16 protein-coding genes are annotated in these 20447 nt (G+C 40.4%); 2 read left to right on the top strand and 14 right to left on the bottom strand.

Features of this window, described 5'->3' with window-relative positions; all coding sequences use genetic code 11:
• Positions 1 to 179: 179 nt before the first annotated feature.
• The 9 genes from CBG49_RS06085 to CBG49_RS06055 form a co-directional block, all read right to left on the bottom strand.
• Positions 180 to 1811 carry a DUF6377 domain-containing protein gene (locus tag CBG49_RS06085; RefSeq protein WP_088593791.1) on the bottom strand — a complete coding sequence of 544 codons (1632 nt, stop codon included), beginning with the start codon at positions 1809 to 1811 and terminating at the stop codon, positions 180 to 182.
• Positions 1812 to 1988: 177 nt separating this feature from the next.
• A complete protein-coding gene (locus CBG49_RS06080; protein WP_088593790.1) occupies positions 1989 to 3314 on the bottom strand; it encodes an ATP-binding protein in 1326 nt (441 codons plus the stop codon).
• 26 nt (positions 3315 to 3340) lie between these two features.
• Positions 3341 to 5935, bottom strand: a complete 2595-nt coding sequence (locus tag CBG49_RS06075; protein ID WP_088593789.1) for a DNA gyrase/topoisomerase IV subunit A — start codon at positions 5933 to 5935, stop codon at positions 3341 to 3343.
• Positions 5936 to 5998: 63 nt separating this feature from the next.
• Positions 5999 to 6922 (bottom strand): DUF7825 domain-containing protein, encoded by a 924-nt coding sequence (locus tag CBG49_RS16400; protein WP_418219535.1) that lies wholly within the window; start codon positions 6920 to 6922, stop codon positions 5999 to 6001.
• The gene (locus CBG49_RS06070; protein WP_418219534.1) at positions 6909 to 8639 is read right to left on the bottom strand and encodes a DUF6493 family protein; all 1731 of its coding nucleotides are present in this window, start codon (positions 8637 to 8639) and stop codon (positions 6909 to 6911) included. The genes CBG49_RS16400 and CBG49_RS06070 overlap by 14 nt, the downstream gene beginning before the upstream one ends.
• 17 nt (positions 8640 to 8656) lie before the next feature.
• Entirely contained in the window at positions 8657 to 8785 is a 129-nt protein-coding gene (locus CBG49_RS16290; protein ID WP_257789603.1) for a hypothetical protein, read from the bottom strand.
• Positions 8786 to 8806: 21 nt separating this feature from the next.
• Positions 8807 to 10000: a hypothetical protein gene (locus CBG49_RS06065; RefSeq protein ID WP_088593788.1), complete on the bottom strand. Its 1194-nt coding sequence runs from the start codon at positions 9998 to 10000 to the stop codon at positions 8807 to 8809.
• A 13-nt stretch (positions 10001 to 10013) separates the two neighbouring features.
• Positions 10014 to 12557 carry a DUF6493 family protein gene (locus CBG49_RS06060; RefSeq protein WP_088593787.1) on the bottom strand — a complete coding sequence of 848 codons (2544 nt, stop codon included), beginning with the start codon at positions 12555 to 12557 and terminating at the stop codon, positions 10014 to 10016.
• 14 nt (positions 12558 to 12571) lie between these two features.
• On the bottom strand, positions 12572 to 15337 hold the full coding sequence (locus tag CBG49_RS06055) for a DUF6493 family protein (protein ID WP_088593786.1): 2766 nt from the start codon (positions 15335 to 15337) through the stop codon (positions 12572 to 12574).
• 126 nt (positions 15338 to 15463) lie between these two features.
• On the opposite strand from CBG49_RS06055, the gene CBG49_RS06050 reads away from it, so the two are divergent.
• Together CBG49_RS06050 and CBG49_RS06045 are read left to right on the top strand one after the other, a co-directional pair.
• Positions 15464 to 15694: a hypothetical protein gene (locus CBG49_RS06050; protein ID WP_088593785.1), complete on the top strand. Its 231-nt coding sequence runs from the start codon at positions 15464 to 15466 to the stop codon at positions 15692 to 15694.
• The gene (locus CBG49_RS06045) at positions 15694 to 15990 is read left to right on the top strand and encodes a Txe/YoeB family addiction module toxin (protein ID WP_088593784.1); all 297 of its coding nucleotides are present in this window, start codon (positions 15694 to 15696) and stop codon (positions 15988 to 15990) included. The genes CBG49_RS06050 and CBG49_RS06045 overlap by 1 nt, the downstream gene beginning before the upstream one ends.
• Before the next feature lie 179 nt (positions 15991 to 16169).
• Here CBG49_RS06045 and CBG49_RS06040 read toward each other — a convergent pair whose 3' ends face one another.
• The 5 genes from CBG49_RS06040 to CBG49_RS06025 form a co-directional block, all read right to left on the bottom strand.
• The gene (locus tag CBG49_RS06040) at positions 16170 to 18128 is read right to left on the bottom strand and encodes a M3 family metallopeptidase (RefSeq protein WP_088593783.1); all 1959 of its coding nucleotides are present in this window, start codon (positions 18126 to 18128) and stop codon (positions 16170 to 16172) included.
• Between the two features lie 109 nt (positions 18129 to 18237).
• The gene (locus CBG49_RS06035) at positions 18238 to 18948 is read right to left on the bottom strand and encodes a DUF4197 domain-containing protein (RefSeq protein ID WP_088593782.1); all 711 of its coding nucleotides are present in this window, start codon (positions 18946 to 18948) and stop codon (positions 18238 to 18240) included.
• Positions 18945 to 19673: a DUF2189 domain-containing protein gene (locus CBG49_RS06030; RefSeq protein ID WP_088593781.1), complete on the bottom strand. Its 729-nt coding sequence runs from the start codon at positions 19671 to 19673 to the stop codon at positions 18945 to 18947. The genes CBG49_RS06035 and CBG49_RS06030 overlap by 4 nt, the downstream gene beginning before the upstream one ends.
• 37 nt (positions 19674 to 19710) lie before the next feature.
• Positions 19711 to 19944 carry a hypothetical protein gene (locus CBG49_RS16070; RefSeq protein ID WP_227002980.1) on the bottom strand — a complete coding sequence of 78 codons (234 nt, stop codon included), beginning with the start codon at positions 19942 to 19944 and terminating at the stop codon, positions 19711 to 19713.
• Positions 19944 to 20444, bottom strand: a complete 501-nt coding sequence (locus tag CBG49_RS06025) for a hypothetical protein (protein ID WP_227002979.1) — start codon at positions 20442 to 20444, stop codon at positions 19944 to 19946. Before CBG49_RS06025 ends, CBG49_RS16070 begins: the two co-directional genes overlap by 1 nt.
• Between the last annotated feature and the right edge of the window lie 3 nt (positions 20445 to 20447).

The following is a 20447-nucleotide window of genomic DNA, read 5'->3' as shown; positions in this document are numbered from 1 at the left end:
AAAAGTACTTTTTAAAAAAGTTATTTAACTGAATATTAACAAAATAAGTTCTGAAAAAGCCTTAAAAAAGTACTGAATTTTCAGTTATTAGTCACAAAATAGCCCCTAAATCTCAGAAAGGAGATAATCAAAAAAGTATGTTTTTACATAGAAAAAACGGTTTTTATACATTTTTTTGATCAGTCGCGTATTTGTTTAACTTTTTCTTCAAAAGTATCGCGTTCACCTTTCGCTTTATTCCGTACTTTAGTGCGATAGTTGTACACTGTGCGAAGAGAATAGCGCAAGAATTCGGCTATCTTACTGCTATCGGTGATGCCTAAGCGGATGAGGGCAAAGATGCGCAATTCGGTATTCAGTAGTTCACCTTTTTTAGGGAAGATTTGCTCTCCTTCTTCTAAAAGAGCATTGAAGTGGGTTACAAAATGTGGATATATGTTGAGGAAGATAGTGTCGAAATTCTTGTAAAGTTCCTCTAATTCTTGTTCTACCACAGTGGTAGATTTTAGCACCTTGGTAAGGTCGTCAAACTGATGTTTAGCCGCCTTTTTGTAGAGTAGTTTTCGGTAGTTTTCAATCTTATCAATATAAGCTGAACAGAGGTTGAAGAAATGAGCAATATACTCTTCTTTAATAAGATTTGCCTCCTCGAGGTTGAGGTTTGCTTCTTCGAGGTTTTGGTTCATCAGTTGTAGATCGGTGTTGAGCTTTTCAAGTTGCTGATTACTGTAAGAGAGTTCTTTACGTATCTTTATCAATCGTTTTACTTGTTTGTACACATATACCAAAGCGATAATCAAGGCTACTGATAATACGCTGATGAGTACCAAATACAATTGTAATTCTTTCTTTTGTTTGGCTTCTTTCTCTTGATAGGCGGTGTTGATGATGGAATAGAAAGAGGCACCTTCTTCGGCGCGGTGTCGCACATTGCAGAAGGCAGCATCATCGATAGCCATTTTGATAAACTGATAGGCTTTGCTTATATTTCCTCGTTTGTAGTAAGTAAGCGCTAAGCTCTGCAAGGAAGCGTTATCTTTGATTGCGTTTTTGATGTCGGCGATAGCAGAAAGGGCAAAATAGTATTCTTGAAGGTCGTCATTTCCTTTTTCTCGTTCTACAAGACCTAAATAATAAGCTATTATAGCACGTTCAGGTTCTTCTTCGGTAGTTTGAGGCAATAGTTGCTGAAACTGTTGCATAGCACGGTTTTTGTCTCCTGTAAAGAACTCATCGATAGCACTGTTTACCTTAAAGGTAAGCGACTGTTTATCAGTACACAAGAGCAGAGAATCACGGTATTGATTGGAGGCACTTAGATAAGTGCTATTATTGATGCTTTGCCCGTAATGACTGCACAGGGCATAAAACGAATCGTAATACTCACACAGAGATTCCTTAGGTAATCGGTGTTTATCGATCGCTTTTAGCAGTTGCAATGCCTCGACATACATTCCTTTCACTGAATAGAGTCGGGAGAGCAAAATATGGGTTTCATCCAGTTTTTCGGTATCGTTTACATCATTTGCTATCTGCTCGTTTTTCAGCAAATAGGCTATAGCCGAATCGACCTTAAATTTTCGGTATTCGGTATACAATTGTTTGTGCAGGTCGTATTTTTCTGCTGGTTGAGAGGCTTTTTTAAGAGCCTTTTCCAAGGAAGTGATACGTTGTTCTTTGGCTTGTATATAAGTAGCACTCTGCTCAATGGTTTGGTTGAGCCGGTGGAGCACAGCCTCTTTACTCTCTTGTGCCACCGCTGCATTCCTTCCCAACAACAATATGATAAAGAGTGTAATATAGTTTTTCATAAGGTTTGTTTTTATATTAAAGCCCTTCAGATACTCTGCTCTCGCAGACTTCCCCGAAGAGGGACAAGCGGCAAAGGTATTACTCTATAATAAACTCTGGACATTATTCGGACATTTCGGATATTATTCGGACATTTTGCCCGCTTTTTGCCCGCATTGCCCGCTTTTTGCCCGCTTTTATTTTAGTTCATAATAAGTGCTTACACTTGCTCCAAGTTGTCTAAGCAAATTATATTTCTCTACTAAATCAGTCAAATCATTACTTGTGGTTCTCTTAGAAATATTATTTAGTTCTTGGTATTCGCTATTTGTTATTTTTCCTCTCTCTTTGAGATATAATATTGCTTTTATCTGTCTTTCATTAAGTCCTTTTTCTCGTAAATCAGTTTCATTATAAATATCTTTGTGGAATACTACCCAAAATCCTGAAGAAGCGTAATAATACAATGGGTTAGGTAATCCTGCTTTGGCACACTGCTCATTCATTTTTCTGATGCCACGCCCCCACGCTTCTATATAACCTATACGGAAGAACGCATTAGAAATATCTGGATTATAGGGTACAGATGAATGTTTTTCTTGCAAAGTATCTATTGTCCAATTTTCGGGTAGTTGACCATAGTTCCAAATCATTATTTTATCTTTATAGACACTGATTTGTATTGGGGTTGCACCGCTGTAATCTTTATGAGCAATGGCATTGTGAATAGCTTCACGAACCGCTTCTTGTGGATACTCATAGGTCTCAACACGGTAAATGCCTTCATAGCTAATTATAGCCTTGATATATTTAGTAAAAAGCAAGTCCATTGTCTTTTCTACTTGCTCAAATAGATTGCCGTGTACCTCATCTTGAAATAGCAAATCACTATCGTCATCACTAAAATATCCTATTTTTACATAAGCATTGGTTACATACTTTTCAGGGTCAGGGTGAAAAAGTAGAAGAGCTGCACGTTTTAGTTGTCCGTTTTCTGTGAGTTTTAAGTTGTTTAACAACAATTCATTACTATCTGATAGTGCATCATCATCTAGCCTACGTGCTTTTATACCTCTTTTGCGAAAGAAATTAAAGGTGTCCGATTTTAATTCGGTAACAGAAACATTAGGATAAAGTATACTATCCCAATGCTTTCCTTGCTTTCCTAACAAAAATTTATCTAAGGCTGCTCCTTTGAGTTCTTGTTTAGTACTACCACTGCGATAATGATATTCTCCTTTATAGTTAACTGGATTAGACTGTGGACTCACATTGATTTCTATACAATCGCCTTCGGGAGTCTCAAGCAAATTTACATCTGCTACTATTCCTAATACATTGGTGATTTTATTAGGAATATCTTCCATTAGGCGTTTAGCATCAGACACTCCAATTATTTTCCCTTTGTCGTCTTTACCTATATAGAGTTTTCCTCCTTGTGCATTAGCAAAACCACAAATCCATTTTAGGTATTCATCACGCCAAGACGATTTGTATTCTATGTTATGAGATTCTTGTGTCATTTTCTTACCTCTTATCTCTTACCTCATTAAAATTCTAATTCTGTTTGGGTGCCGTCGCTCTCATTTTCAGAGGGAGGAGGAACAATTTCTTCATCGCCGAGGTCTTCTACGGATTCCTCTTCTTGGGGTTCTTCGTAGGGGAGAGATTCAAGGGTGTTAACAGTTTTCACCTTGTCGGTGGTGAGCTGGTTGCCCAAGGCTTTGATGCCTTTTACACTGATGAACTCTTCTAAATTCACAATGAGGTTCTCTTTCTCCTTGCCTTTTTCTTTGGTGAAGACTACCTCAGCCATAGGTCGCCAATCGGCAGAGACGAAGAGCAATTGCGATTTAGGATGTTCGGTAATTACTAACTCTTCGCGATTTTCGTTCTCTACTACAAAGCGTTTTACAAACACGCGTTCTTTCTCGCCATCGTAGTAAATTACCGAAATAGGTTTCTCGGGCACCCATTTCTCCATTACGGCGATATTGTTCTCGAAATGCAGACTCAATTCGGGGATAATGGTCTTCACGACGCCCTCTTTGGTGATGAGAAGCATACGGTCATCGCCTTTGAAAGCCCCCAGTAGCGTACCGCGTTCTTCGGTGTTGAGGCGTTTTACAATATCGTCGAACCATATCTTGCGCGGTTTGAGGGTTGATACACCTTTTTCTTTTAGCTCGATGCGCTTGATAGCGTATTTGCTCACGAGGTTTCCTTTCACGCCACGCCCTTTGATGAGGGTATCGGCAAAATCGATATCCCATCGCAGTTTGCGCAAAGTGCCTAACTGACGCAAGTTCACGGTTACCACTTCGGCTTCACCATTAGGGTTGGCTGTAAAATAGAGCACACGCGACTCTTTGTGTTGGGGAATGAGCTCGTATTTCTTATCGCGGGTAATACCCGTAACGTTGAAGCGTTTGATATAGGAGAAGCCTGTTTGTCCGTCCTTATAAATCATATTGTACACGGTGCGCTTATCGTCTTTCTTAAAGACCGCTACGTGTATGATGTTTTTCTCTATATATTGTTTCTCAGCTACTTTGGTAACGTACATCGCACCGCTTTCGGTAAATACAATCACATCGTCGATATCACTGCAATCGCCTACATACTCGTCCTTGCGCAAGCCTGTACCCACAAAACCTTCGGCTTTGTTTACATAGAGTTTGGTATTGCGCACCACTACTTTGGTCGCCTCGATGGTATCGAATACGCGCATTTCGGTTTTCCGTTCACGCCCTTTGCTATATGTTTTTTTCAGACGCTCAAAATGAGCAATCGCATAGTCGATAAGGTTTGTGAGGTGGTTTTTCACTTCTTCGATATCAGCTTCTATCTTGAGGATATTTTCATCAGCCTTATAAGAGTCGAAGCGGGTGATACGAATCATTGGTATTTGAGTGAGTTTAGCCAAATCGTCATCGGTAATCTCACGGATCAAATCTTTTTTGAAAGGTTCAAAACGCTGGTACAAGTACTCGTACAAACTTTCTCTGTCGGTGTACTTCTTGAAGTCGATATACATCTCTTCTCTGATGAAAATCTTTTCGAGCGAGGCACTGTGCCATTGCATTTCGAGTTCAGAAAGTTCAATTTCGAGCTCTTGTTTGAGCAGACTTACTGTGCGGTCGGTACTGCGACGCAACACTTCTGAGACGGTGAGAAAATGCGGTTTGTTGTCCTCAATCACACAAGTAATGGGCGAAATAGCCGTTTCGCAGGCAGTGAAGGCGTAGAGTGCATCGATAGTCTTATCGGGCGACGTGCCGTTGGGCAAGTGCACCAATATCTCTACATTGGCAGCTGTGTTATCGTCTACCTTTTTGATTTTTATCTTGCCTTTTTCGTTGGCTTTTAGTATAGAGTCGATGAGTGAGGTAGTGGTGGTAGTAAACGGAATTTCGGTGATGCAAAGCGTACTCTTGTCGAGTTGCGAAATCTTAGCACGCACCCGCACACGTCCGCCTCTTGCCCCATCGTTATAGCCACTTACGTCCATAATACCCGCAGTAGGGAAATCGGGGTATAATTCAAAAGGTTTATTTTTGAGGTAAGCAATGGAAGCCTCGATAAGCTCGATGAAGTTGTGAGGTAATATCTTGGTAGAAAGTCCCACGGCTATCCCCTCGGTACCTTGTGCCAAGAGGAGCGGGAACTTCACCGGCAAACTGATAGGCTCCTTTTTACGACCATCATAGCTCGATTGCCATTCGGTTACCTTGGGGCTAAACACCACATCGAGGGCGAACTTAGAAAGGCGAGCTTCGATATAACGAGGAGCTGCCGCATCGTCGCCTGTGAGGATATTTCCCCAGTTACCTTGCGTATCGATGAGCAAGTCCTTCTGACCGATTTGTACAATAGCATCGCCTATACTCGCATCGCCGTGAGGGTGATACTGCATTGTATTCCCTACGACGTTAGCTACCTTGTTGTAGCGACCATCGTCTAATTCTTTAAGCGAGTGCATAATACGGCGTTGTACGGGCTTAAAGCCATCTTCGATTGCTGGTACAGCGCGTTCGAGGATTACGTACGAAGCGTAATCCAAGAACCAATCTTGGTACATACCTGTGACTTTAATGATGCTATCTCCTTGTGGAGTAGTGTTTTGAGGTGTATTGTCTTCCATCGGAACAGATTCTTTTTGAAAGGGCAAAGGTAAAAATAATTTGTCAATTAGGCAATTGGCATATTAGCTAATTAGAAAATTAGCCAACTTCTTGTGATTAGTAGGTTTCTTTTCTTGTTTTTCTGCCAAAAGCAAATAGGCTTCTACTACTGCTTTTTGGAAAGCCTTTACTTTGGGGTCGCGAGTAGGGATATCCAAAAACTCTATAAAGCGAGCAATGGGGGCGTACTTATGAGCTAAGAACGTCCCGATGGCTTCGGCGAGATAGGTGAGCGTTTCTCCTCTTTGGAGTGCTAAAAGAATATATTCGGTAGCCAGATCGCGCAGAGGTTTTCTTTCGGCTAAAAGACAAGTAGCGACCATTAGCCAACCACCGTGATAAATATGCAACTGGTGCTCAAGAAGCAGACTCATCACACGAGTGGCTTCGGTGAGGGATTCCCCTTCCACACCTTGGGCATAAGTGAGCAGGTATTTGCACAGCCAACCATCTATATAGCGGGGGTTTAGACTGAGTTGATAGTCGATATCCTCATCTTTCCCCTTGCTCATTGGTGATACGTTGTAATAATTAGCTCCAAACTCGTTGTAATACACATAAGTGGCGTAGGTTTTATCCCAATTATCTTCCAAAATGATTTTATTTCGCTCTACCCCTTTGATTTTGGTAGGTTTTACTTCGTATTTCAGATAAAATGGACGTACCAAGCCTTGTAGATTGGGTTTTTGTGGGATTTCCAATTCAGGGAATACCCCATCAATGTCTTTGAGACGTAAGACTTGCCCCCAGAGTACTCGTGTAGTATCGGTTACAGCTATTTGTTTGTTTACCTCAAAATAATATTGCAAGGCAGGGGCATACTCACCTGTGAGTGAAAGGGCTAATTGTTTTTGCTCTTCGGTAATTTCTATAGGTAGCAAGCGATTGAGCCCCACGACAACCTCTTCTAACATCGGGGATTTTCCAGCTTTTTCATATTGTGCAATACGTTCTAAAAAGGTAAGCGGGTCTATATAAAACGGAGCGTGAGTAGGGGGTGCTTACAAAGGGCAGTGAGTTACCTTGCTTGATCTTTAGGAGCAGTCGCTTGGTTTTCTCTCGGAGGAACGGTGTAGGATTATAGAGTTTCCCACCGAAAATATCATCGGAGAGTGAGGCTTTTCCCTCCCAAACATCAATCACCCAGCGCATACACTTTCGATAGGTAGTAAATTCAAAAGGCTGGTCGCCCAACTGCTTTTGGTAGGGACTTATCTGCTGAGAGAAATTTTTGGGGATTTGCGCTTGTAACTGGTTCAAACCCTCAAAGAAAAGATCTAAAACAAGGGGCGAGCGCTCACGAATGCAGTCGCCAATGAGGAAAAGGAGGTCTTCAGGTCTCAGGGGATAGGTGATAGGGGTTAGGGTGCGAATCGCAGAGGTAATTTTTTGGGTGGTGGTGTGGGAGGTGCGAGCCGCACAAGCAGTTTGGGAGTTCTCGGAAGAGGCTGACCCGTCGGACAAGTCGGACGGGGCGGATGATTCCGATGGACTTAGAGTTGCAAGGAGGTCTTGGGCTTTGCCTTTTAGGTAATCGCGGTAAGGGGCGATGACTTTGGGGAGACCTTCGTGGTTAAAGTAGGTGGTGAGGAGGTTGGCGACTTTTTCTTGGAGTTTGGCATCGGGGACGGTGAAGAGTACCGCTAATTGTTCGCGATATTCTATATTTACAGGGGGTTGCTTTTTGTAGTGCTTTTCTAAGATATTTAAACCTATGAATTGAGATTTGGCTATTTTTGGGGTAGCAAAACACAGGGCAAAATTGTCGGCGAAAGCAGGGAAGTCAAATCCTTTTTCACCAGCAATCTCTTTGATGAGCTTCATCACAAAATTCACCACCGATGTCTTGTCGCTACTGAGCAGGGAAAAAAGGGTGTTTTGATGAGATAAAAGCTCTTGCGGGGTAGGCTTGAGGGATTCTATAAGTCTACAACACATATCTAAAACACTTTTTCTCCAAGGATTTAAGAGTGCTTCTATGTAAAGACCAATGATATTTCGATCGGTAAAATAGCCTTTTTCATTAAGAATGCTGTATATTCGTTTCCAATTTCTGAAAGATTCTAATACATAATCTATATGATTACTTGAAAGAGGAAATAATTCAGTAGCTAAATCAGGATTTTGAAGGAAATATTCAATTATATCTTCCTCTGTTTCTTCAAAAGCCCAACCCATATTAAACATTTTGTTTAAGAAAATGAGTTCATTAAACTCAATGTAGTTGTTTTTATAGAGCGTCCAAAGCATTCTAAAGGACATCTTCAAAGGATTGTCTTTGTACATAAGCCAAATACCTTCTACCATATAAGCCCCTTGTGGTGTTTGAATGAAATCTAATAAAACTTCATCTTCTAAAGAAGATAGCAAATAGTAATAATTCCCCTTTATATAGGGTTCTATATTCTGAAAAGTTTCTATTTTTCTTACCTCCTCTAAAGTATTGCACAAGCACATAATTGTGTATGAAATAAGGGATAATTCTTTATTTGTAAAGTAATATCTTCCTTCTTTTTCAAGGACTTCCCGAAAGATAAAGTTAAAATTATTTTGGAAAAAATAACTTTTTAATTCTTTTTGCTCTTCTTTAGAAAGCGCAAAACAAATGTTGCATATAGCGGTAAAATCGTGTGCTTTAATGGCGGAAAGTAAGGTAGGGGGTATCATAATCTTGGTAATTGCTATAGATTAAGTTCTTTTTGATAGTCTAAGAGTTTTTTATGAAATTTTGGAAGTTCTTTTCCTTCCACTTGGCGAAGATACTCATTAATAATCATATTTCTAAAGGCTTTTATGATAATGCGCAACATTCAACAACATTTATTTTTATATTAATTCTTGAGACAATCCTCAAAATCATTACACAAAATGCAACCTTTTTTAAATACCTTCAGCAGATTGGCTTCCACGCATTTTTTCTGTTCTTTCTCTTTGTCAGTGAGTTTTTTCTTTTCTCTATAGCTGTCGTAGCGTTTCAGTTCTTCAAATCTTTTCAAAATTGTTAAATCGTTTCTGTCATCTTTGTCCAAATCAATTCCACTGACAAAGGATTCTAACTCGTTTTTTATAGATTCATTTTTATAGTATGATTTTATAAAAAGCCAATCAAAATTATACGATATATAGACAAACTTCCAGAAATATTCTTCGGATTTTCTTTTTTCCTCTGACGCCCTCTCTTTAGCCAAAGCAATGGCTTTATCATATTCTTTTATGTAGCAATAAGCTCCTATGGCTTCTCCAGAAAAATTCCTATATCCTGCAGGTTTCTTTTCATAGTAGGATATAAACTCTTTGTAATAAGCTTCTTCGTACAAAAAGCGCATTTTGAATACCACAAAAGGTTCTAAATCCCCATATTTGGATATCATTTCATCTATTCTTTTCAGATAATCAGCATATTCCTCCTTGCTGTGCGTATTGCTATCTCCGTAATCAACATTAAGTTGCTTGAAACTCTCCATCCAAGGCTTGGGCTTACGATTGTAGGCATACTTAGGAGAGTCATACATCAGGTCGATAACCGAGAGGTGTTTATAGCTTTCAGGTGTAACTCCCCAACTCAGATACTTATCAGCTATTTCGCGTAATATGTAGTATTTATTAAACTCTTCCCTGCCGAGACTTTGGTAGTCATAAGAGCCTTTCCTCAGTATATAAGGTTTGAACAGTACCAAAGAATCTATTTCTTCTACACGGCCAGCGCCATTCGTACCTCTAACACCTTCAAAATCAAAGCGATAAGTTTTATTCTTATAGGTAATAACAATCCCTTGAGTCTTTGAAAAATAATCGGAAGGAGGTAAAACTATCATTTTTTTCACATTTCTTCCTACACAAAAATCTTCCTCAGCAACGATATTCGCCACACGGTTCAGTTTTAAAAGCTTTACTTTTAATTGTTCAACATCAACAGGTCGTTTGTGTTCATCATATACATTCAGCACACGCAATCCGCCGCCTCCCCCAGGCTGTCCCCAGAGTCGCACAGATACTAACAGAAAAATTACAATTATGATTCTCATTTTTTATGAAAGATTATAGGTGACTTATTTCTTTTTGATAGTCTAAGAGTTTTTTATGAAATTTTGGAAGTTCTCTTCCTCCCACTTGGCGAAGATACTCATTAATAATCATATTTGCAAATCCTTTTATGATATTTAGATTAGGACGATCAAGCATCTCAAGGAAGTGCTTAATAGGGGCATGCCCTGTTGCCAAGACATACGCTACGTAATTTGCTAAGTAAGTTAAATCTTTTCCTTGTTCCAATGCCCAGCAGATATATTCATAAGCTAAATCACGATAGGGGCGTTTTTCTAAAAATAGGCAGGCACCTATATACAACCAACCGCTATGATAGAGAGGCAATTGATATTTCAAAAGGGTTTCTATAGCCTCAATATTATCATAAACACCGGTTAGGGCATTCCAACCTACCCGATGAGAGAAAATCGAGCAGATGATCCCATCGGGGTATTGCGGACAAAGGCTCAGGGTATATTCGAAATCCTCATTGCTATGCCAAGCACCTCCTCCTGCATTGTAATATTGCTCAGGAAGTAGGGATTTTTGTCGCTCTGTAGGACTGTTATAAGGGGTGAAATCATAGACAAATACCGGCATTACTTCTCCTAAGTAAGTAGTGTATTCTTGCCAACCATAGCCTATATAATAGGGATTTACTACCGAAGGGATATCTTTGGCGGTAGTTTGGGAAAATTCAGGGAACTCTTGTTCTGGGTGTTTGATTCGGGTAATTTGTGTCCAAAGGGGCAAGGTCTCTTCTGTGGGAGAAAGGACGGAGGTAACGCCCAAAGCGTACTGAATGGCTTGAGCATAGTCTCCCTGAAGTAGCTGCGATTTTTCCTTAGCACTTTGGGGAATATCGGTTAGGAGTAGGCGGTTACAAGCGATAGTAAGGTCTTCAAAATCGGGAATAACTCCTTCTTGCTCGTAGGATAGGAGCTTCTCAACCAAGACTGCTGCTTCTGTATAAAAAGGGGCAATAGTAGGGGTAGAGAGCAGAGGCAATGTGCATTTTTGGGCGATTCTCTCAAGGGCTACATTCATTTTGTAGCGCAAGAACAAAAAGAGATTTTCATCTAAAGGCAGATGCCCTCCTGTTTCTAAGGCTAAGAGGAATTCTTTTAGTAGGGGTAGCACATACCCACGGTGGCTTTTGTTAAGCTGTTTGTGATAGGGCGCCAGTACTTTTTTTAAACCCTTAGGAATAAGAGTTTGTAAGCGTACTATCCCATCTATAAGTAGGTCAATGGTCGCAGCAGAGCGTTCTCGTATGCTATCACCTATTAGGAAAAGTAACTCATCCCAGTTCTTGGGCAAGGACAAGGGAAGCCTTTGGGTGGAGTGAGGAAGACTTCCGGGGGTCTTTATTTCTTTATCAGTACCGTCTTTCTGCTGGAGAATTTCCTGCGCAGAGGGCTTGATAAAATCAGTGTAAGGGGTGATGAGCTCCCAGAGTTTTTCGTCATAGAAATACTCAACAAGCAAAGTAGCCAACGCTTGCTGGAAGGCTATATCGGGTTGAGTAAAGAGAGGGATAAGCTGTTCGCGGGAGTCTAATTGCTCAGGAGGATTCTTGTGGTAGTATTTCTCCAAAATAGTAAGTCCTGCAAGCTGTGATTTGATAGTCTTTTCTGAGGGTAGGCAAAGAACAAAGTTATCTTGGAATTTTTCTATACAGAAAAGCGGACTTTTACTGATTTTCTGAATCCATTTCATAGCAAAATTCACCAGCACATCGTTGCCTGTACTCAAAAGAGCAAAGAAGCGTTCTTGATTGTCTATTATTTCTTTTTCGGTAGGAGCAAGAAATGTAATCCAACGGCAATGCCAGTTCAGTTGGGGTTTCTTCCAAGGATTGAGCAGGCTCTCCAAGAGTTCGCCTATAAGCTGGCGGTCGAACACATAGCCTTGTTCCTGTAGCTGTACAAAGACTTCTTCCCACAGCTTGGCATCGCGATGCATACCACTTTCGTAGCGGTGTAAGCGCCTGAAAATTTTATCTTGGAACTCTTGATCGTTCAAGACTAAATGAGTATAATAGTTTATCTTGTCATTGGAGTAACTGAAGGCAATGATACTTTTATCTACAAAAAGGGGTTCATCCAAAGGGATTTCTCCAGCTTTGTAGAGTGTCCAATAAGTTTCAAAGGGGATGTTCTCTTTGCTATCTTCGCTTAGAGCGTGGTATAGTTCCAGAATAAAGCGATACTTTTCCTCTTGGAGGAGTTTCGGGAGGACATAGGAAGCTTTTGAATTTGAAAAAAGTTCTCCAGCAGTAGGACAATACATTTTCTTTATAAAGGTATTGATAGGCTGTTTCTCATATTCCTGAAGACTTCGCGTAAGGAGAAATACCGCCAAAAGATATTCATAGCGCGCCCCATCGGGGGTTACTAATATTTTATCATAACGCTTATGCTCTTTAATTCCCCACGGCGAATGCTGAAGTTGGTCTAAAAGGGCAAGGCGTTCTTCTTCTGCTAAGTTACTGCAAAAGGAAAACAAGCCCTCTAAATCGCGGCTGGTGATGAGTTTCTTTAAAAGTTCAAACATAAGTATTACTTGTATTAATTTACTAATTGCGCTAACTTTTTATGGTTTCTCGGTAACTTGTCCTGCTTTTTCACTTCTTCTAAATAGAGTTCCACCACTTCCTTGCCAAAGGCTTTTACTGCTGGCGGATTAGGGCGGTCGAGGAATTCTATAAAGCGCGGTATAGGCAGATAATCCCAAGCGAGTATATTGGCAAGGTAAGTTTTCAAGTGAGTTAGGTCTTCACCGCGAGCAATCGCCTGACAAATATACTCATACGCCAAATCACGTGAGGGGCGTTTTTCAAAGAGCAAACACGCGCCTATGTACAGCCAACCGCTATGGCGTACACGCAGGTCGTAGCGCAAAACAGCTTCCAAAGGCAAAGTCATATCGCGCACTTGGTCTGCCTCATTCATCGTTGCCCAGAGCGCTATGTAAGCACATAATATCGCATCGGGATAATGTGGGTTGAGGCTTAGTTTATACTCTGCCTCTTGAGCCGAAGTGCATTCTCCTTCATTGGCATTGTAATAGTTGTAAAGAGTAGGACGGCTTTTCTTATTCTTGTATTTGTTATAATGATTGCAGTGATAGGTGAACTCTTCGCCTACCTCGCCATTGGCATAAGTTCTTTTCTCCCAACCATAACGGATATAGAAAGGCTTCACCACGCTAAGGATATTCTTTGCCTGAGTATTTTCAAATACTTTGAACTCCTCATCGGGGTGTTTTAGGCGGGTGATTTGCGTCCATAGCGGTAAAAGTGCTTCGTTTAATTGTATTTTATCAGTAAGACCTAAGTAATACTGAATAGCAGGAGCATAATCGCCTTTGAGTTGTTGGGCTTTTTCTTTGGCTGCTGCCGAAACCTCCCAAAAGAGCAGACGGTTGCAGGCGACAATCAGGTCGTCGAGATTGGGGGCTTTGCCTTGGGCTTCGTATTGCAAGAGCTTATCGACCAACACTTCCGCCTCTATATAGAAAGGTTCGTGCGTAGGAGTAGAAAGGAAAGGCAAGGTGTCTTTCTCTTTGAGCTTTTGGAGTGTACGTGCTATTTTATTAAAGAGATAAGGGAAAGTCTGCTGTGCTTGATTAGCAGCTATGTGCATCACTCTTGGTTTGTCGAGTTTGTCGGCTTGTGTATATTTATGTTCTTTGTAGAGTTTCTGAATTTCTTTCCATTCCTTGTCGGTATTATATACAAGGGGTGTAGGGCTTTGGTTACTCCAAGAGTCTAAAAATAAGTATAGTAGAGGCATCGTCCCTACAAACCACTCACGAGCGACAAGCTGCTTGAGGTAAGGCTTTATCTGCTCAGCATAATCCGCGGGGATTTGGTCTTGCAAGCGCACGAGAGCATCAAAGAAAACATCAATAGTAGCAGCTGATTTCTCGCGGATACAATCACCGATGAGGAAGAGAATCCTCTCCCCCGACTCCTCTCCCAAGGAGAGGGGAGTGCGGGGAGTGTGAGCCGCACAGGCAGTTTGGGAGTTCTCGGACGAGGCTGACCTGTCGGACAAGTCGGATGGGGCGGAGGATTCTGATGGACTTAGGGTTGCAAGGAGGTCTTGGGCTTTGCCTTTTAGGTAATCGCGGTAAGGTGCGATGACTTCGGGGAGACCTTCTTGGTTGAAATAGGTGGTTAGTAGTTCAGCTACGGCTTCTTGTAGTTTTACATCGGGCTGAGTGAAGAGGACTGCTAATTGTTCGCGGTAGCTGACATCGGTAGGAGGATGTTTTTTGAACTCTTTAGCCAAAATTTCTACTCCTTGAAGGAGTGCTTTAGGTTGTTTCTCTACGGTAAAGGCGAGCGGGAATTGCACGCGGAAGCCCTCAAAATCAAACTGTGGCGCATTAGCAATAGACACGATGTATTCCATAACGGTTTTCACTACACTGCCTACCCCAGTGCCTAAAACGGCAAAGAGCGTTTGTTGATGAGCCAAAAGTTCCTCTCGGGTAGGGGCAAGCCATTTGAGCAAACGACAATGCCAATCGAGGTGGGGTTTCTTCCATTGGTTGAGCAATGATTCTAAAAGCTGTCCTACAAAACTACGAGGGATTTGGTAGCCATAATGTACCAATAATTCAAAAACCTCGTCCCAATAGGTAGTTACTTTGGCAACACCAGAGGTACTGATTTTGCTTGAGGGGTTATCACTTTTCCACTTGGAAAGGTCAAGTACTTTGGTTTCGATACGGTAAAGCTGTAAGAGCACTTTTTCAATGGCTTCGGGATTTTGTAAGAGGAAGTTTACATCGGCGGTTACATAGCGGCTACCCATATTAATTTCTAATAAATTCTTTACAAAACGCTCTTCTTCAAAGGGGATCCAGCCTTTTTTGTAAAAATACCATTGAAAGCCAAAGGACAATCCTTCAATCTCTTTATTATATCGTTCTTTAAGTACTTTTTTGATATAGTTATCTGGCGCAAATTGTGTAAAGTAGTTTATTACAGGTTCAAAATAAAAAGAACCTAAGATGGCATAAGGAGTTACTTGATAAGGTTCGCCTATATAATTCTTTTTGTCTATCATCACTTTAGCGATATCGCTTTCTTCGCGCACCATAGTAATAAGGGTGTAGTTATGAGCTTGAAAAACTTTATAGTTATGGCGGTAAGTATTCTTTTTATCAATATTCTTTCGCGGGAAATCTTTTTCCGAATAGGGGTCTAATGCTTTGATAGCAGTGATGGTGCTATAACGCTCATTATCAGTAAGCTGGCTTGTAATGCTTAGGATAGCCGAAAAATCGCCTTCAGCAATGGCGGTGATGAGTGCTGGATTCATTTTTATTTTTGATTTTGATTATCGGACTTATAATGATGATTGGCGAGCAAAGATATGTATTTTTTTAGAAAATAGCTATACAATTCATTATTAATTTGTATTTTTGCCCTCATAAAATGAATTATTATGAGTACTATAGTATTAGAAAGAGTAGAAATAAAAGAAGCTGATTTTCATTTATTTGAAGAGCTTTTTAAAAAATTTAAAGTAAAGTATCAAGAGTTTACTACTAAAACGGTAAAGAAAGATGATACTAAAATGTCTAAAGAAGTCTTTTTTAAAAGAATAGACGAGGCTCGTGCTCAAAAAGCAAGATACATTAGTGATGAGGAGATGGATAAAATGCTATTAGGGTAATGGAAGAGGAGGAAAAAAATTATATAACTTCTTATTCTGATGAATATCTAAAGGATATAAAGAAGTTTTCTAAAGGAGGTAATCAACAGATACTTGCTAAGATAGCTACACTCTTAAAAGAATTAAGAATAACTCCTAAAAAAGGAACAGGAAAACCTGAAGCCTTAAAAGGCTATGGAGAACGGGAAGTGTGGTCAAGAAGGATTAATGACAAACATCGCTTGATATATGAAATTTTTGAAGAAGAAAAAGAAGTAAAAATTCTAACAGCTTTTGGTCATTATGACGATAAATAAAAATGAGGGTATCCAAAAAGTTTTATTTATGTGGGCGTTTGCAAAACGCCCACATAACATACTACAAAAGCTATTGATAATCAGAGTAATCAACTTTGCCAAAGGTCGTAGCACGACGAGCAATTAAAACTTTGGCAAAGTGTAGCAATAATGATGATTAGCGAGCAAAGATATGTATTTCAGTTGCGAAAACGTTTATAGAGAATACTTTCCTTTTCACTACTGCCTTTTTCAAGGATTTCTTTTCGGAAATGCGTAGCTATTGCTTTGTTGAAAAAGCCTGCTTCTTTAAATATTTCCAAAGCATCTTCCTCTAAGGCTTCCGACCATTTGTAGCTGTAATAACCTGCGGCATAACCTCCACTGAAAATATGTGAGAAAGCAGGAGAAATACACATCACATCAATAGGCGGATAGAGTTGTGTTGCTTTGGTTACTGTCTGTTCAAAAGTGCGAACATCTTCAAGGCGTTCCAAATGAGGATAGGTATGCCATTCCATATCTAAAAATCCAAAATTTAACTGACGCACATTCAAAATGCCTTTCATAAAATCTTCAACAGCTTTTACTTTCTTCACCCATTCTATAGGTAGAGGTTCACCCGTTTGGTAATGAGTAGCAAAAAGGCGCAAAGTTTCTTCTTCATAACACCAATTTTCCATCAGCTGACTGGGGAGTTCTACAAAATCGCGGGCTACATTGGTACCACTGAGCGAAGGATAGGTTACCTTGGAAAGCATTCCGTGAAGGGCGTGCCCAAACTCGTGGAAAAGAGTCGTTAGCTCGTTGAATGTAAGCAAAGAAGGAGCAGTATCCGTTGGGCGGGTGAAGTTGCACACTATAGAGATATGCGGACGGGAATCGTTACCCTGTTCATCTCTATACTGCTCCTTGTAGGAGGTCATCCACGCCCCATTGCGCTTGCCTGCACGAGGGAAAAAATCGGTGTAGAAAAGGGCGAGGTAATTGCCGTTTTCATCGGTTACTTTGTAGGTTTGTACTTCGGGGTGGTATTTTTCTACCTCATCGGTAAGAGTAAAGTGCAAGCCGTAAAGTTTGTGTGCCACAGCAAACATTCCTTCTACTGCCTTGTCTAATGCCAAATAAGGTTTGAGGAGCGAATCGTCTATTTGGTAGCGCTCTTGTTTGAGTTTTTCGGCATAATAAGCAAAATCCCACTGCTGAAAATCGGTGAGACCAGAGAAGGTTTTGAGCTCTTCTAATTCCTTAATAGCCTGAGGTTTATCTTTGGCTAACTGTTCGTTGAGGAAAGCTATCACCTTTTCGGGAGTTTCCGCCATACGCTCTTCCAAAGCAAAGGTAGCATAATTAGGGTAGCCCAACAAAGAAGCACGCATTTGTCGCAATTGGGCGATACGCAACACATTGTCTTCATTATTATAGGCACTCTCTCCTGCACAACGACTGTGATAATCGGTAAAGAGTTTCTGACGCAAGTCGCGGTTATCAGCATATTTCATTACCGCAGTATATACAGGCAAATCGAGGGTAATGACCCAGCCTTGTATATTGCGTTTTTTAGCTTCTTGTGCGAGCATTTCAAGGACAAAATCGGGTAGCCCACTGAGGGTATTTTTATCGGTAATCACCCATTGGTAATGTTGAGTCTCTGCCAATACATTTTTAGAGAATTTCAGTTTTAGGGTAGCCAACTGCTTGTCAATCTCACGCAAACGCCCCTTATCATTGAGTGATAAATTAGCCCCATTGCGGGTAAAACTTTTGTAAGTTTTCTCTAAAAGTGTCTGTTGTTCCGCAGTGAGTGATAGGTTTTCACGCTGGTCATACACTGTTTTTACTCGCTTGAAGAGGGCTTCATTCAGGCGGATATCATTACTATATTCGGTAAGTAGGGGTGAGATGCGTTGGGCTTCGGCTTGCAGGGCATCGTTAGTCTCGGCACTGTTGAGGTTGAAGAACATAGCCGTGAGTCGGTCGAGTTCTAAGCCTGTGTAAGCCAAGGCTTCTATTGTATTTTTAAAAGTAGCGGGTTCAGGATTTTGGCTAATACTTTCGATTTGGGCAAGACTTTCGGCGATAGCTTTTTCAATAGCTGGCAGATAGTCGGTAGGAGTAAAGCGCGAAAAGGGCGCTGCGTTATAAGGGGTTTGAAACATATAATTATCTTTTAATTAATGAAAGGGCAAAGATAGTTTTTTATATACATAAAACAAAAAAAGCTGCTTGATTTCTCAAACAGCTTTTCTATTTTCTGATACCTGATGCCTACTTATCTTGCATCGCAAACACTGATTTCAACAAAGGAGTAGTACGCGCTGCTATATTAGTGCGTATTTCCTTTTCTTTGTCGCCTACTTTCACGAACAAACCATTGATAGCTTGTTCTGTAACGTATTTGGTGAGATTTGCCTCAACGGGTTTCACCAATGGAATTTGGTTATACTTATCAATGATATTTTCCCAAACTTTATCAGCGCCTACTTCGCTAAGCGATGATTGGATTTTAGGAGCAAAAGCACTTTCCAAAGCGTTGTAAGTAGTGTTTTTCAAATAAGTAGTGGCGGCAGTATTATCACCTTTGAGGATGTTCATCGCATCGGTAAAGGTCATATTTTGTATAGCCGAAAGAAAGATAGGTTTCGCCTGACTCACCGCATTTTCAGCAGCTTCGTTCAGCGCTTTAAGCCCTTGATCGGCTAAAGAGCCCAAGCCGATAGAACGCAAAGTTTTATCTACTTTTTGGAGTTCTTCGGGCAAAAGGATGCGCACCGCTTGGTCTTTAAAATAACCACCGTCTTTGCCCAATAAGTCTACCCCACTGCTCACGCCCAATTCGAGCGCTTGTTTGAGTCCGCTGGCGACGTTAAAACCACTGCCACCTTGCGAAGTGTTATTCAAAACTTGTTGCAGTTCATTACAACTATTCAACGATAGAGAGCCCATAGCTAAGAGCCCTAAAAACATTAGTTTTTTCATAGATTATTATTGTTATTTGGAGTAATTCCTCTTTCTTCGGCATAAAGCGCATAGAGAGTAGCAAACAAAAAGGGCAAAGAAAAAATAAGTCCGATGCCAAAAAGAAGAACGCCTAATACAGCAATAATTCCTCCCACTAATCCTGAGAGAAAAACTGTACCAAAATTGCGCATCACACGTTCAATACTCCCTCTTACTGCTTGTTCAACTGATTGATTCTCAAATATAATGATAGGCACCGCAAAGGTTAATAGAAGAGAAGCAAAAATATTAAAAAGGGTACTCAATATAGGAAGTCCTAAAAGATTTACCAAAAGAGAAAACAGTGAGGTAGCTACTGTAAACAATGTAGCATAGGTTAGTAAACGCGCTGTGTACGACGAGTTGTAGTGCGTAAAGAGATTATTAACCGAGGCAGGTTCTCCTTGTTCTACTTTTTTAAAATTCTCATAGAATCCAGCTGATAATGGTGTTATAGCACAGCTGATAAAGACTCCTAACACCATTAATTTCAATTGTACAATAGGTGTTGCCATCATTTCTTGAAGATAATAAGGAGATCTCATCACCTCAAAATCACCGAAGTCTCCTCCTAAAATTATAGGAAAAAACAACATATAGAACAAAACAAACACAACAATGAGGAGTAAAACTCCTACAATAAGGCTTGCAAAGCTACTCTTATAGAGCTTGCCTGCGCGGTCTAAAACATTGGATACTGACATAATATAAAAATATTTTAATTTGTTACTTATTTGTTACTTATTTGTTACTTGTCGCTTGATAAATACTAAAAATGCCTGCTAACAAATAGGAATAAGTGACTGTTACTCCTATTCCAAAAGCAAAAAAACCTACCAATAAGCATACCATTCCAAAAGCGGTAACGATAAGTGCTGTAAAAGGAGCCAGCATTATTCGCTGATAGCTGTGCCTCATTGCCTTGAAAAGCGACTTGCCTTCCAATACAATGATGGGAACAGTGAGTACAAACACTAAGGATATAATTTGAGTACAAACACTAAGGATATAATTGTAGAAAGTGCTAAGCCTAAAGCCGCTGTTCCTATAGTTATAGCGCCTGCTGACACTAAGGTTTTTAAGCACATTTGCAAAATCACATATCCTAAAATATCATTGGTTTCACGCACGTGATAGTAAGCAAAAAGGTTGCGGAAGGAAGGGCGGCTACCAGCTATCACCTCGGCGTAATTTTTGTAAACTCCTGCTGTGAAAGGGGTAATAATTCCATCGATTAGCAGGCAGAAAAACCAAAATTTTATCAGGAAATGAGGTTGATTTACGTAAGCAGTTAATCTTTCAGGGTCTTTACTGAGTTCCACAATTCCCTCAATAGGCATTCCAAAAACGGTGGTGAGTAGCAAAGCATATATGGTGAAAACCACTACAAAGAGGAGGAGAGCTCCTAAGAGGTGTGTGCCAAAAGTAGCTTGTACTAATTTCAATGCATTGATGAATATGTTCGATAATTTCATAGC

Source organism: Capnocytophaga endodontalis (assembly GCF_002209445.1).
GTDB classification, from domain to species: Bacteria; Bacteroidota; Bacteroidia; order Flavobacteriales; family Flavobacteriaceae; genus Capnocytophaga; species Capnocytophaga periodontitidis.
This window is presented reverse-complemented; position numbering and strand designations above follow the sequence as displayed.